The organism is Marinomonas phycocola (assembly GCF_047525455.1).
Taxonomy (GTDB): domain Bacteria; phylum Pseudomonadota; class Gammaproteobacteria; order Pseudomonadales; family Marinomonadaceae; genus Marinomonas.
In genome coordinates, this window is sequence record NZ_JBLIXL010000004.1 from 1 (window position 1) to 15,104 (window position 15,104).

A 15,104-nucleotide genomic window follows, 5' to 3' on the forward strand; every position below is an offset into this window, starting at 1 on the left:
TTGATAAATCAAACAAACAAGAACGAATTGAAAGTGTTATAGACTCTCGTAAGACTTCAAAATGTTTTCGAAGTCTCCAGCGAGCGCCCACACAAATTATCTGATTAACTATTTTAAAGAGCGTGCTAACTAAGAAACAAGAAAGTAAAATCAAAACGATGTTTTTTCTTCTTGTTGGACTGTGACTCGTTGTTCTGAGTGCTTGTCCGTGTCAGCGAGGGCGTATATTAAGGATCTACAGATTTAGTGCAACCCTTTTCTGATGTTTTTCCTGAAAAAGACCAGAAAAGATAAAAAAACATCCAATCCGTATACTTATCACACAAAACTGTCATACCACTGACACAAAAAAGGCGCCGAAGCGCCTTTTTTCAATCACGTCATCACTATAAGTTCACGACTCGTAATTCTTTAGGCATAGAGAAGAACACGTTCTCTTCACGACCTTCTATTTCTATAGGGGCGTTCCCACCTTCCTGCTTTAATCTCTCTATTACTCGATTCACTAAAATCTCTGGAGCCGATGCTCCAGCGGTTACACCAACGCTTTTTACACTCTCAAGCCAACTAACTTGTATCTCCTCAGCATTATCGATTAAGTAAGCAACAGACCCCATTCGTTCAGCTAACTCTTTTAACCTATTTGAATTCGAACTATTAACCGAACCTACGACTAAGACCAAATCTGACTCTCGAGCTAATTCTTTCACAGCGTCTTGACGATTTTGCGTTGCATAGCATATATCATCTTTTTTTGGCCCCTGAATATTAGGAAACTTTTGACGCAGAGCATCGATAACAACCGAAGTATCGTCCATTGATAACGTCGTTTGTGTAACAAAGGACAATGCATCGGGATTGCTTACTTTTAGTTGTGACACATCTTCCGGGCTCTCTACTAAATAGATGGCACCACCATTACTTGCATCGTACTGCCCCATCGTCCCTTCAACTTCTGGGTGTCCATCATGACCAATTAATACACATTCCATTCCATCCTTTGAAAATCGCACAACTTCAAGGTGAACCTTAGTAACCAATGGACAGGTAGCATCGAACACTTTCAAGCCACGACGACCCGCTTCAGCACGAACCGTTTGTGAAACTCCATGCGCACTAAAAATAACTATATTATCATCAGGAACCTGATCAAGCTCTTCAACAAAAACAGCACCTCGAGCTTTGAGTGTAGCCACCACAAATTTATTATGAACCACTTCATGACGCACATAAATTGGTGCTTCGAATAAATCCAAACAACGATTTACAATATCAATCGCTCGATCTACACCAGCACAAAAGCCTCTAGGATTTGCTAATTGAATCGTAAAGCTCATTCACTACTACCTATTTTTAAAATTTCCACTTTAAAGACGAGGTCCCGCCCGGCTAAAGGATGGTTGAAATCAACTTCAACATCCTTTTCACCAATAACCGAAATGACGCCCGGCAGCTCATTTTTTCCAACGTCGGCAAAAGAAACAATCATGCCTTCTTCAATATCAATTGAAAATTGACTGCGAGACATTCGCTGAATATTACTTGGATTTCTCATTCCAAACGACTTTTCAGGGGACATATTAAATGAGGCCTTCTGCCCTTCTTCTAACCCTAACAACGCTTCTTCAAAAGCAGGCAGTAAGTTTCCATCACCATAATTAAACTGTGCTGGTGCCTTATCGAAAGTAGAATCAACGATTTGACCATCGTCCAATGACAATTCGAAGTGCAATGTAATATTACTATTTTCTGTAATTTGGCTCATATTTCGTTACTCATCGCTCTTCTTATTTAAGAAGCCTTCTAACAACATAACAACAACTCCGATTGATATCGCACTGTCGGCTATATTAAACGCAGGAAAGTACCAACTTTGTTGCCAATGAATTTGAATAAAATCGATTACATGACCATAGACAAGTCGATCATATAAATTACCTAGTGCTCCACCTAAAATTAACGCTAGAGACAAAGACTCCCAACGATTCTCATTTCCAATTTTCATTAATCGCCAGCCAATACCGACACTTACCGCAATTGCAATCACAGCAAAAAACCAACGCTGCCAGCCACTTTCTTGGGCGAGAAAACTAAATGCCGCCCCAGTGTTATAGCGAAGCGTTAAGTCAAAGAAAGGCAAGAGAGGAACCTCTTGCCCATAATACAAACTTGTATTGGCCCACTGCTTCGTAAGCCAATCCAATATAATTAAAATGCAAGCCAGCGCCCACCAGCGCTGAGCTTGTTTAAACGCACTTATTGAAATCATTATGCGTAAAGGCGCTTCTCACCCTCTCCATCTGGTAAGTTGGAAATACAACGATCGCACAGTTCAGGGTGCGCCTCACGCGTACCAACTTCTTCACGGTGATGCCAACAACGGACACATTTAGCATGTTCACTTAATGCAACACTTACTTTCAGATTATCTATATCAGTCATGGCTGCATCCTCAGGCGCTTCAGATAAAGGCAAGACTGTCACTTTTGAAGCAATCAAAATAAAGCGTAACTCTTCCGATAATGACACTAAGATATCTTTTAAAGCGCCATCACAATACAAGTGCAATGCTGTACCGAGAGAAGCTTTGATTTTCCCTTCACTACGATTTTGTTCAAGCACTTTGTTTACAGATTCTTTTGCTGATTGAACTATAGACCAGAAACCGTGATCAAACCGAGTGTCTTCAGGAAGCTCTGTTAACCCTTCATACCAAGTTTCAAGGAACACGGATTCACCACGCTCACCAGGAAGAACCTGCCAAAGTTCATCAGCAGTGAAACTCAACACAGGGGCAATCCAACGAGAGAAGGCTTCTACGATATGGTACAAAGCTGTTTGCGCTGAACGACGTGCAAGACTGTTCTCTTGTGTTGTGTATTGACGGTCTTTAACAATATCTAAATAAAAGCTACCCAATTCAACAGAACAGAAGTTTTGAATTTTTTGATTTACCGTGTGAAATTGATATTCGTTATAGGCCGTATCCAGCTCTCGCTGTAACTTAGCCGCTCTATCTACAATCCATCGATCTAATGCAACCATATCCTCTGGAGCAACAATATGTACAGCAGGGTCAAAGCCAGTCAAATTAGACAACATGAATCGAGCAGTATTACGAATACGACGATATGAATCCGCGACACGTTTTAAAATCTCATCGGACACGGTCATTTCGGTAGTGTAATCAGTTGCAGCAACCCACAAGCGGATAATATCAGCACCTAATGTGTCCATCACTTTTTGAGGGGACAATACATTCCCTAATGATTTTGACATTTTGCGGCCATCGCCGTCGACAGTAAAGCCATGTGTGAGTACTTGTTTATAAGGCGGAACTCCACGTATCGCTATCGATGTTTTCAAAGAAGATTGGAACCAACCACGATGCTGATCCGACCCCTCTAAATATAAATCAGCAGGAAAACTTAGCTCATCACGCTGATCAATCACGGAATAGTGAGTGACACCAGAGTCGAACCATACATCCAATGTATCCGTTACTTTACTGTATTTATCCGCGTCATCACCCAATAACTCAGCGGCATCCAAATCAAACCACGCGTCAATACCTTCTACTTCAATACGTTTCGCAACTTCTTCAATAAGGCGCGGCGTTTCTGGGTGAAGTTCTTGTGTTTCTTTATCGATGAATAACGCAATCGGCACCCCCCATGTTCGCTGTCGAGACACACACCAATCTGGGCTATTTCCTAACATACCTTCCATGCGATTTTGCCCCCAACTAGGGACCCACTTCACACCTTCAACGGCGTTTTTAGCGGCATCCAAAAGGCCTTTTTCTGTCATGCTAATAAACCACTGAGGCGTCGCACGATAAATCAAAGGCGTTTTGGTTCTCCAGCAATGAGGGTAGCTATGGAAAATTTTGTCTTGTTTTACCAAGGTATTGTGCTTTTCTAACGTTTCTAGAACAGGTCCATCAACTTTGTAAACATGTAAACCAGCGAATTCACCAGCTGCTTCACCATAAACACCGTTATCTTGTACTAGGTTTAATGTTCCAAGACCATTATCACGACCTACGTTAAAATCATCTACACCGTGATCTGGAGCAGTATGTACCGCCCCCGTACCAGCATCCGTGGTAACATGTTCACCAAGAATAATAGGCAGCTGTTTTTCAAGAAAAGGGTGCTGTAATAATGTTTTATCAAGATCCGCACCAACACAACGCCCAACAACACGGTATTCTGCAACACCATAACGAGTCATGATTGATTCAACCATGTCTTCAGCAACAACGAAACGCTCTTTTCCTGCGCCCATATCCAGTTCAACCAAAACATAGTTGAATTCCGCGTGAACAGAGACCGCTTGGCTTGCTGGTAAAGTCCAAGGTGTTGTCGTCCAAATTACGACTGATACTTGACCTTCACCTTGAGCATTATCAAACTTCGCAATGAACTCATCTTGATCAACAGCAACATAACGAACATCTAGAGAAAGTGATGTTTTATCTTGATACTCAACTTCCGCTTCTGCCAAGGCCGAACCACCAACAACACTCCAATAAACAGGTTTGAACCCTTTTACTAAGTGTCCATTTTTAGCAATTTCACCAAGAGCGCGGACAATGTTGGCTTCTGTTTGGAAGTTCATTGTAAGGTAAGGCTTTTCCCAATCACCAGAAATGCCAAGACGAATAAAATCTTTTTTCTGACCAGCAACTTGAGAAAGAGCGTATTCACGGCATTTTGCACGGAACTCTTTATATGAAACTTTAGTACCGGCTTTACCAATTAACTGCTCAACCTTATGCTCAATCGGTAAACCATGACAATCCCAGCCAGGAACATAAGGCGCATCAAAACCACTTACTGTTTTTGATTTAACAATAATATCTTTGAGGATTTTATTTACTGCGTGTCCAATATGAATATTACCATTTGCATATGGAGGACCATCATGAAGAATAAAAGGCTTTCTACCTTTAGTCACTTCACGAACTTTATTATATAGATCTAGTTCCTGCCAACGCTTTAGCATAACAGGCTCACGTTTTGCCAAATCCCCTCTCATAGGGAAACTTGTTTCTGGCAAATTCAGTGTTGCTTTATAATCACTCATGGTTTTTCGATTTATCCTCAAAGATCATCGTTCACTAATTAATAAAATAGCGTTGCGCTTTTTCTTTATCTAATTGAATTTGTGCCTCTAACTCTTCCAAGCCAGACATTTTTCGTTCTTCTCGTATAAATTGGCAGAAGCGTACATTGACATACTCGCCGTACAAATCACCATCAAAATCAAATATGTTCACTTCCAGTTTGGTTGATATGCCGTCTACTGTAGGTCGAGTCCCTACGTTTGCTATAGAAGGATAATCAATACCCTTATGTGTGAGCACAACGGCATACACACCCGTCAAGGCCGGTTTGGCCATTTTCAAATACACGTTAGCAGTAGGAAAGCCGATCGTTCTGCCTAATTGCTTACCGTAAACAACGCGGCCAGACAATTCAACAGCGTGCCCTAAAGCCTGTGCCGCCTGAGACACTTTACCGTCAGCAAGTAAGGCTCGAATTAATGAACTGCTTACACGCTCTTGGCTCTTCGTCACAACCGAAATTGTATTTTCCACAACAAAGTCACTTTCGGCACCAAACTGATGTAAATACTGAAAATCACCCTGACGATCACAACCAAAACGAAAATCATCTCCAACTACTAAATGGCGGACTTGCAACCCCCCCGTTAATATCGAACGGCAAAAATCATTTGCATTCAGTTGCTGTAATCTTTTATTGAATGGCATGACTAAGACATAATCAATACCCTGCCCCTCTAAGAGCCTCACTTTATCTCTCAATCGTGAAATTCGAGCTGGCGCTTTTCCTTTAGAAAAAAACTCTCTGGGTTGAGGTTCAAAAATCATAATGCAAGATGGCACATTGTAATGACATGCCAAGAATCTAACACGAGACAATATGGCTTGATGACCAATATGAACTCCGTCAAAATTACCAATTGTGAGCACACACTTTTGATGGTGCAAACGTATATTATGAATACCTCTAATTAACTCCATAGAGCCTCATGTAAAGCAAAGTTATTTTCTACCGAAAAATATTGGGATTATATAGCAGTTCTACTTTCCGCGGTAGGCTCGAACATTAGACTCTCAACATTTTCAAGCGAAAACCTAAAAGCCCTGCACCGATTATGTAAGCCGCTACACCACCTACAACCACAATAAACAAATACATGATTCGCTCAATGTCAGACAACAAAGTCCATGCAATACCTTGTTGGTTAAGCCAGACTAGACAAGCAATAAGGACGAATAAACCTGAACAGGTCACTCTGAGCATTTTCCGCCATTCTATTGAGAATTTGTGATGCCCCTGAAGATGCAAACCGCGCCAAAGCAAGAAGGCATTCAATGCAGATGAAACGGACGTTGCCAATGCCAACCCCACATGACCCATTGACCCAACAAGCAACACATTCAAAATCATATTAGCAACCATGGCAATGATTCCAATACGAACGGGGGTTTTAGTATCTTGCCGAGCATAATAACCAGGGGCAAACACCTTTATTAACATCATAAACAACAAGCCCAACGAATAAGCCTGCAAACTTTGAGCAGCCATAAAAACATCATTTTCAGTAAGTTCACCACGATAAAATATTGTCGCGATCAAAGGTTCAGCAAGAAAGAACAAGGCTATTGAAGACGGTAAAGCAATAAAAAATATAATTCTTACCCCCCAATCTAACGTTTTTACAAATTTACCCGCCTCCCCACTCGAAAAGCTACGAGATAAAGATGGCAATATAACAGTACTAATTGCTATTGCAAAAACACCAAGAGGTAACTCATATAAACGATCAGACAAATACAACCATGTAATGCTCCCTGTTTTCAAAAATGACGCTAAAACCGTATCCAGTAATAAATTAATTTGGCTGACAGAAACACCAAATAATGCAGGCAGCATTAATGTCAAAATTTTCTTAACACCTGGATGGAAAAAGTTCACCGTAGGCATTGGCAACAATTTAAGCTTTGCTAGAAAGGGCATCTGAAACAATAGCTGAATGATACCAGCAGCAAAGACGCCCCACGCAACAACCTCTTCCTTATCATGTGCCTCTATAGCAAAAAAAAGCGTTGCAATAATCAGCGACAAATTCAGAAATATTGGGGTTATTGCAGGAACTGCGTATTCACCATAGCTGTTCAATATTCCTCCCGCCAAAGCAGTTAAAGAAATAAACATTAAATAAGGAAACGTTATCGCCAGCAACTCTGCACCCAATTCCATTTGAGCCGCATTATCAGAAAAACCAGGGGCAAAAACCTGAATAATCCAAGGCGCACCCAACATAAAAAGCACTGTCATTAACAGCAGAATTAACCCTAACGACCCAGTCACAGCAGCGACAAGCGCTCTAACTTCTTCGTATTCTCGGTTTACCTTATAATTACTCAATACGGGAACAAACGCCTGAGAAAAGGCACCTTCAGCAAATAATCTGCGAAAAAAATTAGGGATTTTAAACGCCACATAAAAGGCATCGGCACTTCCACTGGCCCCTAAAACAAACGCCAAAGACGCGTCTCTCACCAAGCCTAAAATACGTGACAAAAACGTACAGATAGAAACAATCACGCCAGATCGTAGCAAAGCAGATGATGCGTTTTTAATTGATTTTGGTTCTCGTCGCATTAAAAAATCTACCCTTTACGGAAAAACCGCAAGAATAACACCCATTATCGTAAGAGAATAAGAAAAAAGAGGTAATATTGATCGAATAATTTACAGTTTGGGGTTGTGGTGTGATCAAAAGCTGGTAAAATTTGCCGCGAGATTTTCAAGTTACACTTGACATTCATTTCACGAAACAACGCATTGTTGTATCGTTTCATTTTCGAATTTAAGGAGCCAACCGTGGCAAATTCCGCCGGTTCAAAAAAACGTGCGCGCCAGGCGATCAAACGTCGCGCTCACAATGGTGGCCTACGCTCAATGGTGCGCACTTACTTGAAAAAAGTAGATGCAGCTATCAAAGCAGGCAACAAAGAAGAAGCTCAAGCAGCTTATGTTGTAGCAACCTCTCAATTGGATAAAGCGGCCACTAAAGGTCTTTATCACAAAAATAAAACAGCTCGCCATAAGAGCCGTTTAAACGCTCAAATCAAAGCCATCGCTTAATTTGACCGTAAAAAAACCGGCCTATGCCGGTTTTTTTATAGCTTACATTTCGCCAGCACATCAGAAAAGCAACATTCCCCAAACAAACGTCGCCAACAACAAAGACAACATCACTGACACAGAGTCCAAATCTTTAGCCCTACCGGACAATTCATGATGCTCATTACTAATGCGATCCACAACCGCCTCAACGCTTGAGCTGAACACTTCAACAATCACAGCCAATGCAACAGAAAAAATCATCAATACCTGCTCAACTCTAGACTCACCCAACCATAGAGCCAAAGGAACAGCAACAATAAAAAGAACCACTTCCTACCTAAACGCCACCTCGTTCTTCTACTGAGCACCCCCCTTGGCAAGAGTATTTAACTGCAGACAATATACGAGACACACCATGTCGACAAGGCTTAGCCATCACAACCCCTTTAATGCTACTTGACTACACAACCACCAAATCATCACAATGAATTAATTCGGACTCACCTTCATAACCTAAAATGGAACCAATCTCCACAGAAGGGCGGCCTAGCAACTTTAACGTCTCTGCGACACCATAATTAATAAGACCTCGAGCAATAAGAACGCCAGATTCATCGACGCAACGAACCATATCACCTCGAGAAAAACTACCTTCAGCATCTTTCACCCCAACAGGCAAAAGACTTTTTCCTCCAGAGCGCAATGCCTTAACTGCACCCGCATCTAAGACCAAATCCCCTCGACTCTTCAAATGCCCAGCCAACCACTGCTTGCGAGCAGCCATTCGCCCATACTCCGGTTGCAGCCACGTCCCAATTATCTCCCCAGATACGACTCGAGAAATAACGTCTTCTTCTCTTCCTGAAGCTATCAAGGTATCCGCACCTGACCGAGCAGCTAAATGAGCAGCACGCACCTTTGTCAGCATGCCACCACTACCTAAAGTACCCGCACCACCGCTAGCCATGCTCTCTAAACGCTCATCGGAAGCAAACGCATGAGAAATCAATTCGGCATCTTCATGATCTCTAGGGTTTTTATCAAACAAGCCCAGCTGGTCTGTCAAAATAATAAGCACATCCGCTTCCACTAAATTCGCCACTAACGCGCCAAGCGTATCGTTATCACCGAAACGAATTTCATCCGTTACAACGGTGTCATTTTCATTAACAATCGGAACAACGCCAAAAGACAATAAAGTTCTTAAGGCTGATCGAGCATTGAGATAACGACGACGATTAGAAAGATCATCATGTGTTAACAAAATTTGAGCCGTGTGCAAGCCATGCCTTACAAAGTGAGATTCATACAAACCCACCAACTTCATTTGCCCTAGCGCCGCCGCAGCTTGCAATTCATTCACTTGCTTAGGGCGAGTAGTAAAACCCAACCGAGTCATCCCTGCAGCGATAGAGCCAGAGGAAACCAACACCACTTCCTTACCCGATTCACGCAGGTGAGCAATTTGCTCAACCCACTTTCCAATATTTTCTATATCCAGGCCCTGTCCATCATTTGTCAGTAAAGCACTCCCTATCTTCACAACAATTCTCTGAGCTTGCGCTATTTTATTTCGGATATCCATGGTATTGGCTTCCCCACTTAATTACGCAGAACAAGAACACTATTTAACGTATTCAACTTCCACGTCGTAGTCATCATCATCAAAATCGTCATCATCCATATCGCCTTGAGCTTCCGCCCTTTTATTTGCACGATATAGTTGAATACGCTCTCGACCTTCTTCGTCAATTTTCTGACGCATCTCTTCTTCAGCCTCTCGAGCCTCAGCATCATCTTTCAATAACAAGCGTCTTTCATCAAGCGCTGTCATCAAATCCAAACAAAGAACTTGCGTTCCTTCTCCAGAAATAGCAGACACTCTATATGTTGGGCCTTCCCAACCCAGCGCATCAATAACAGACTGACAACGTTCTTCCAACTCATCTTCTGGCACCATGTCGATCTTATTCAAAACCAACCAACGCTCTCGCCCCCCCAAAGTAGGGCTAAATTGATGCAACTCATTAACAGCAATAACAGCGGCTTCTGCAGGCGTAATATCATCCCAAGGAGCCAAATCAACTAAATGCAACAACACCCGGTTACGAACTAAATGCTTCAAAAAGCGAATTCCCAGGCCAGCACCATCTGCAGCGCCTTCAATAATCCCTGGAATATCAGCAATCACAAAGCTCTGATGCTTCTTAACTTTTACCACACCCAAATTAGGCACCAAGGTAGTAAAAGGGTAATCTGCCACTTTTGGTTTGGCCGAAGAAACAGAACGAATAAAAGTAGACTTACCCGCATTAGGCAAACCCAACAAACCAACATCCGCCAACAATTTAAGCTCAAGTTTTAAAGAACGCTCTTCCCCTTCCGTGCCTTTCGTTGTTTGTCGAGGCGCTCGGTTGGTACTCGATTTAAAACGAGTATTACCTAGCCCTTTATTGCCACCCTGAGCAACTTTCAAGCGCTCTCCATCACGAGTCAGATCACCTAAGGTCTCCCCTGTATCTTCGTCAATAACGGTTGTACCTACAGGGACAGTTAAAATTAAATCTCCCCCTTTTGGCCCAGTCATATCACGACCCTTACCGCCTTCACCAGATTCAGCTTGGTAACTTCGCGTATAACGATAGTCAATCAGCGTATTCAATGCGGCATCGGCTTCTAAAATAACGCTACCGCCATCTCCGCCATCACCACCATCAGGGCCGCCTTTTGCAACAAATTTTTCGCGCCAAAAACTTAAACAGCCATTACCGCCTTTGCCTGCTCGAACATAGATACTGGCTTCATCAACGAATTTCACAGTGTCACCTCTTAGGTGTATAACAATAGATGTATAACAAATCACTAGTGTTAACTAGTATATAATTTTTTTCCAAAAAAAAAGCCCCGCTGCTGCGGAGCTCTTTTCCGAGTTCAAAGAAACTTAAGCAGCAACTACAGAAACTGTACGACGCTTCAATCTACCTTTAACTTCAAACTTAACCTGACCTTCAGCTACAGCGAACAATGTGTGGTCTTTCCCACAACGAACACCTTCACCTGGGTGGAATTGCGTACCACGTTGACGAACCAAAATGTTACCAGGAATAACAACTTGACCACCAAAGCGCTTAACACCTAATCGTTTCGACTCGGAATCGCGACCGTTACGAGTACTACCACCGGCTTTCTTATGAGCCATAATTTACACCCCTTAATATTGAATCAATTACGCTTATTTGATAGCAGTAATTTTAACTTCTGTGAACCACTGACGATGACCCATACGCGTCATAGAATGCTTACGACGACGGAACTTAATAATCTTAACTTTATCGCCACGGCCATGAGCAACAACTTCAGCAGTTACTAATGCACCATCAACAACAGGCGCACCGATTTTAACATCATCGCCATTGCTTACTAGCAATACGTCATTGAAATCAACAGAATTACCTGCTTCAACATCCAATTTTTCAATTTTAAGGACTTGGCCTTCTTTAACGCGGTATTGCTTACCACCAGTTTTAATAACTGCAAACATGTTTTTCTCTCCAATAAGATTTATCCGGCTACTGGAATAATTTGACCTACTTCTAGTGGTAGTGGCCCAATACAAGTTCGATGGAATTCATCAGAACGAATATTAGATTACCATATGATAGGGAGCAAAATGTGGATAAATCGGACGCAGAATTGTACGATAATGAAGCGTATTTAACAAGCAAAAAGCCTAATGATGTGGGAATTTTCATCTATGGGTTGACCAAAAGCCCTCACTTACCTAGCATGAGTCAACTTATGGGTCAGCCTAAGACTACTAATTTTCGGAAACTGCATGCAATCCAACCCAATCCATGATGTTGTTGCTAATGAATTTGCCAACGTCAATACACACATCTTATCGCAATTAAAAAGCGACATTCCTCTTATTGAGCAAATTGGCTATTACATTATTAGTAATGGTGGCAAACGCTTAAGACCACTAATGGTCTTACTGTCCGCAAGGGCGTGCGGCTACAAAGAGCCAGAAAAAAACACTAATAATAACAATATGATTCGGTTGGCAACAATTATCGAATTTATCCACACAGCAACACTTCTACATGATGATGTTGTGGATGAGTCGGATATGCGACGTGGAAAAAAAACAGCCAATGAAGAATGGGGCAATGCTCCTAGCGTCCTTGTTGGTGATTTTCTATATTCTCGCGCGTTCCAAATCATGGTCGAAGTCGGCAGTATGCGCTGTATGCAAATACTGTCTGAAACCACCAATATTATTTCTGAAGGTGAAGTTCAACAGTTAATAAACTGTGGCGACCCTAACACAACGGAAGAAAGCTATCTAAAAGTAATCCAATACAAAACAGCAAAGCTGTTTGAAGGCGCCGCTTTATGTGGTGCTGTTATAGCTCAGGCCTCCGAACAAGACAGTAGTGCAATGGCAAAATATGGCATGCATGTCGGAACGGCTTTCCAACTCATCGACGATGTCATGGATTACACAAGTACAGCGGAAGAAATGGGCAAGAGTGTTGGCGATGACCTAGCCGAAGGCAAACCAACACTTCCGTTGATCCATGTTATGAAGTACGGCTCAGATGCGGCCAAGCACCGTGTTAAAGAAGCCATTATTAATGGTGGATTAGAACATATGGAACAAATTATAAAAGACGTTTCTGAATCTGGCGCTATAGAATACACTCAAAAGAAAGCCGAAGAGCAAGCCACTCTTGCGTGTAATGCAATTGCCCATTTACCTGAAAGCACTTACAAAACAGCCTTAATTGAACTTGCTAAAGCATCAGTCAAAAGGAAGTCTTAGCAATAAAAATAGCCTCAATTACGGTGAGAGCGACGAGAAACACTTTCACTGTAATTTGTTGGTAAAGCACACCATCGAATTATAATCAAATTTAATATCAAGCAATCAAGTTGTATAAAAAAACATTTGTAAAACACCCAAGAGTCGAGCTTGTTAAGTGTTTTTATGGCTTTTTATATGCTAAGTTGGTTTTTTTCCATACAAACGTTCATATTACCAGCTTGAACCGATATAATTTGGCAAATTTTAAAAACGCAAATTGGACCATAGCGGTGTACGTTAAAGTCACACCATATAGCTAAGGGGAATAGGATTACAATGACTACACCTTCATCGTTTGAAAAAGACGAATTATTAAAATGCGGTTACGGAGAAATGTTTGGCGACGGTAACGCAAGATTACCTGTCGGTAACATGTTGATGATGGATCGTATTACTAACATTACTGCTGAAGGCGGTGAACACGGAAAAGGAGAGATCCATGCTGAGCTTGATATCTCCCCAGATCTTTGGTTCTTCGACTGTCATTTCCCAAGTGATCCAGTCATGCCAGGCTGCTTAGGCTTAGATGCAATGTGGCAGCTTGTTGGATTTTTCCTTGGCTGGAAAGGTAATAAAGGCAGAGGTCGTGCACTAGGCTGCGGCGAGGTTAGATTTACAGGTCAAATTCTTCCAACTGCAAAAAAAGTTACTTTTAACATTCAGTTAAAACGAGTAATTGAACGCAGGCTCGTTATGGGTATTGCTGATGGAACGGTTGCTGTTGACGGTCGAGTCATTTATACCGCAACAGACTTACGTGTTGGTTTATTTACCTCCACTGAAAACTTCTAAAAAAGATAAAGAATAGAGAGGCACTTTCTATGCGTCGCGTAGTTGTAACTGGTCTTGGTATCGTAAGCTGTCTTGGCAATGACAAGAACAGCGTTCTTAACTCATTATTGGAAGGCAAATCTGGTATTCGATTTGCCGAAGACTATAAAGAAATGGGCTTTCGCAGCCACGTTTGTGGTCGTGTTGATTTAGATTCAGATAATCTAATTGACCGTAAAACACGCCGTTTCATGGGACCTGCTGCGACTTACGCATACGTCTCTATGCAACAAGCTATTCTGGACTCTGGTCTTACTGAAGACCAAGTCTCTAACATCAAAACAGGCTTAATTGCAGGTTCCGGTGGTGCATCCGCACAAAACTTAGTAGATTCTGCTGATACATTACGTGCGAAAGGCGTTAAACGTGTTGGCCCATACCGTGTAACTCAAACAATGGGAAGTACCGTTTCTGCCTGCCTAGCTACTCCGTTTAAAATTAAAGGCGTTAACTACTCAATTACTTCAGCCTGCTCAACCAGTGCTCATTGTATTGGTAATGCAATGGAACTTATTCAACTGGGCAAACAAGACATTGTATTTGCAGGTGGCGGTGAAGAAGAAAGCTGGACTCAAACCTGTATGTTTGATGCGATGGGCGCACTTTCATCTAAATACAATGACACACCAGAAAAGGCATCTCGCGCTTATGACGCAAACCGTGATGGTTTTGTTATCGCTGGCGGTGGCGGCATGTTGGTTGTTGAAGAGCTGGAACACGCAAAAGCACGTGGAGCAAAAATCTATGCTGAACTTGTAGGTTATGGTGCAACATCTGATGGTTATGACATGGTAGCCCCATCTGGTGAAGGCGCAGTACGCTGCATGCAAATGGCTATGAGCACTATTGATGGCAAAGTTGACTATATCAACACTCATGGAACAAGTACCCCAGCAGGTGATATGAAAGAATTACAAGCCGTTAATGAGACGTTCGGAGCAGACATTCCATTAATCAGTTCTACGAAATCATTATCTGGGCATTCTTTAGGTGCTGCAGGCGTACATGAAGCAATTTATTGTTTATTAATGATGGAAAATAATTTCATTACAGCGTCAGCAAACGTTGACGAGCTTGACCCAGCAGCTGGTGATATCCCAGTGGTAACAACTCGTAAAGACAATGCTGAGTTAACCCACATTATGTCAAATAGCTTTGGCTTTGGTGGCACAAATGCCAGCTTAGTATTCAAGAAATACCAAGACTAAAAGCTTTTCTATCCGCAATAAAAAACCCAA

At 42.0% G+C, this 15,104-nt stretch carries 15 protein-coding genes; 4 read left to right on the forward strand and 11 right to left on the reverse strand.

Annotated elements, in window-relative coordinates:
• Positions 1-386 precede the first annotated feature (386 nt).
• The 6 genes from ispH to murJ all read right to left on the reverse strand — a co-directional run bounded on the left by ispH (position 387) and on the right by murJ (position 7,700).
• Positions 387-1,337, reverse strand: a complete 951-nt coding sequence (gene ispH, locus ACMUMJ_RS04125) for a 4-hydroxy-3-methylbut-2-enyl diphosphate reductase (RefSeq protein WP_414677533.1) — start codon at positions 1,335-1,337, stop codon at positions 387-389.
• Positions 1,334-1,765, reverse strand: a complete 432-nt coding sequence (locus ACMUMJ_RS04130) for an FKBP-type peptidyl-prolyl cis-trans isomerase (protein ID WP_414677534.1) — start codon at positions 1,763-1,765, stop codon at positions 1,334-1,336. Before ACMUMJ_RS04130 ends, ispH begins: the two co-directional genes overlap by 4 nt.
• 6 nt (positions 1,766-1,771) lie before the next feature.
• The gene (gene lspA / locus ACMUMJ_RS04135) at positions 1,772-2,269 is read right to left on the reverse strand and encodes a signal peptidase II (protein WP_414677535.1); all 498 of its coding nucleotides are present in this window, start codon (positions 2,267-2,269) and stop codon (positions 1,772-1,774) included.
• Positions 2,269-5,091: an isoleucine--tRNA ligase gene (ileS, locus tag ACMUMJ_RS04140; protein ID WP_414677536.1), complete on the reverse strand. Its 2,823-nt coding sequence runs from the start codon at positions 5,089-5,091 to the stop codon at positions 2,269-2,271. The genes lspA and ileS overlap by 1 nt, the downstream gene beginning before the upstream one ends.
• 34 nt (positions 5,092-5,125) lie before the next feature.
• A complete protein-coding gene (gene ribF, locus ACMUMJ_RS04145; protein ID WP_414677537.1) occupies positions 5,126-6,052 on the reverse strand; it encodes a bifunctional riboflavin kinase/FAD synthetase in 927 nt (308 codons plus the stop codon).
• An 85-nt stretch (positions 6,053-6,137) separates the two neighbouring features.
• Positions 6,138-7,700 (reverse strand): murein biosynthesis integral membrane protein MurJ, encoded by a 1,563-nt coding sequence (gene murJ, locus ACMUMJ_RS04150; RefSeq protein WP_414677538.1) that lies wholly within the window; start codon positions 7,698-7,700, stop codon positions 6,138-6,140.
• A 222-nt stretch (positions 7,701-7,922) separates the two neighbouring features.
• Here murJ and rpsT point away from each other — a divergent pair, with 222 nt between their 5' ends.
• Positions 7,923-8,186 carry a 30S ribosomal protein S20 gene (gene rpsT / locus ACMUMJ_RS04155; RefSeq protein WP_414677539.1) on the forward strand — a complete coding sequence of 88 codons (264 nt, stop codon included), beginning with the start codon at positions 7,923-7,925 and terminating at the stop codon, positions 8,184-8,186.
• Between the two features lie 60 nt (positions 8,187-8,246).
• On the opposite strand, the gene ACMUMJ_RS04160 is transcribed toward rpsT, so the two are convergent.
• The 5 genes from ACMUMJ_RS04160 to rplU form a co-directional block, all read right to left on the reverse strand.
• Positions 8,247-8,498, reverse strand: a complete 252-nt coding sequence (locus tag ACMUMJ_RS04160) for a diacylglycerol kinase (protein ID WP_414677540.1) — start codon at positions 8,496-8,498, stop codon at positions 8,247-8,249.
• 130 nt (positions 8,499-8,628) lie between these two features.
• On the reverse strand, positions 8,629-9,753 hold the full coding sequence (gene proB / locus ACMUMJ_RS04165; protein ID WP_414677541.1) for a glutamate 5-kinase: 1,125 nt from the start codon (positions 9,751-9,753) through the stop codon (positions 8,629-8,631).
• 39 nt (positions 9,754-9,792) lie between these two features.
• A complete protein-coding gene (gene cgtA / locus ACMUMJ_RS04170) occupies positions 9,793-10,986 on the reverse strand; it encodes an Obg family GTPase CgtA (RefSeq protein WP_414677542.1) in 1,194 nt (397 codons plus the stop codon).
• A 123-nt stretch (positions 10,987-11,109) separates the two neighbouring features.
• A complete protein-coding gene (gene rpmA / locus ACMUMJ_RS04175; protein ID WP_414677543.1) occupies positions 11,110-11,367 on the reverse strand; it encodes a 50S ribosomal protein L27 in 258 nt (85 codons plus the stop codon).
• Positions 11,368-11,400: 33 nt separating this feature from the next.
• The gene (rplU, locus tag ACMUMJ_RS04180) at positions 11,401-11,709 is read right to left on the reverse strand and encodes a 50S ribosomal protein L21 (protein WP_414677544.1); all 309 of its coding nucleotides are present in this window, start codon (positions 11,707-11,709) and stop codon (positions 11,401-11,403) included.
• A 294-nt stretch (positions 11,710-12,003) separates the two neighbouring features.
• Between rplU and ACMUMJ_RS04185 the strand changes: the two genes are divergently transcribed.
• The 3 genes from ACMUMJ_RS04185 to fabB all read left to right on the forward strand — a co-directional run bounded on the left by ACMUMJ_RS04185 (position 12,004) and on the right by fabB (position 15,074).
• A complete protein-coding gene (locus tag ACMUMJ_RS04185) occupies positions 12,004-12,993 on the forward strand; it encodes a polyprenyl synthetase family protein (RefSeq protein ID WP_414677545.1) in 990 nt (329 codons plus the stop codon).
• Between the two features lie 318 nt (positions 12,994-13,311).
• Positions 13,312-13,827 (forward strand): bifunctional 3-hydroxydecanoyl-ACP dehydratase/trans-2-decenoyl-ACP isomerase, encoded by a 516-nt coding sequence (fabA, locus tag ACMUMJ_RS04190; RefSeq protein ID WP_414677546.1) that lies wholly within the window; start codon positions 13,312-13,314, stop codon positions 13,825-13,827.
• A 29-nt stretch (positions 13,828-13,856) separates the two neighbouring features.
• Positions 13,857-15,074, forward strand: a complete 1,218-nt coding sequence (gene fabB / locus ACMUMJ_RS04195) for a beta-ketoacyl-ACP synthase I (RefSeq protein WP_414677547.1) — start codon at positions 13,857-13,859, stop codon at positions 15,072-15,074.
• The last annotated feature ends 30 nt before the right edge of the window (positions 15,075-15,104 follow it).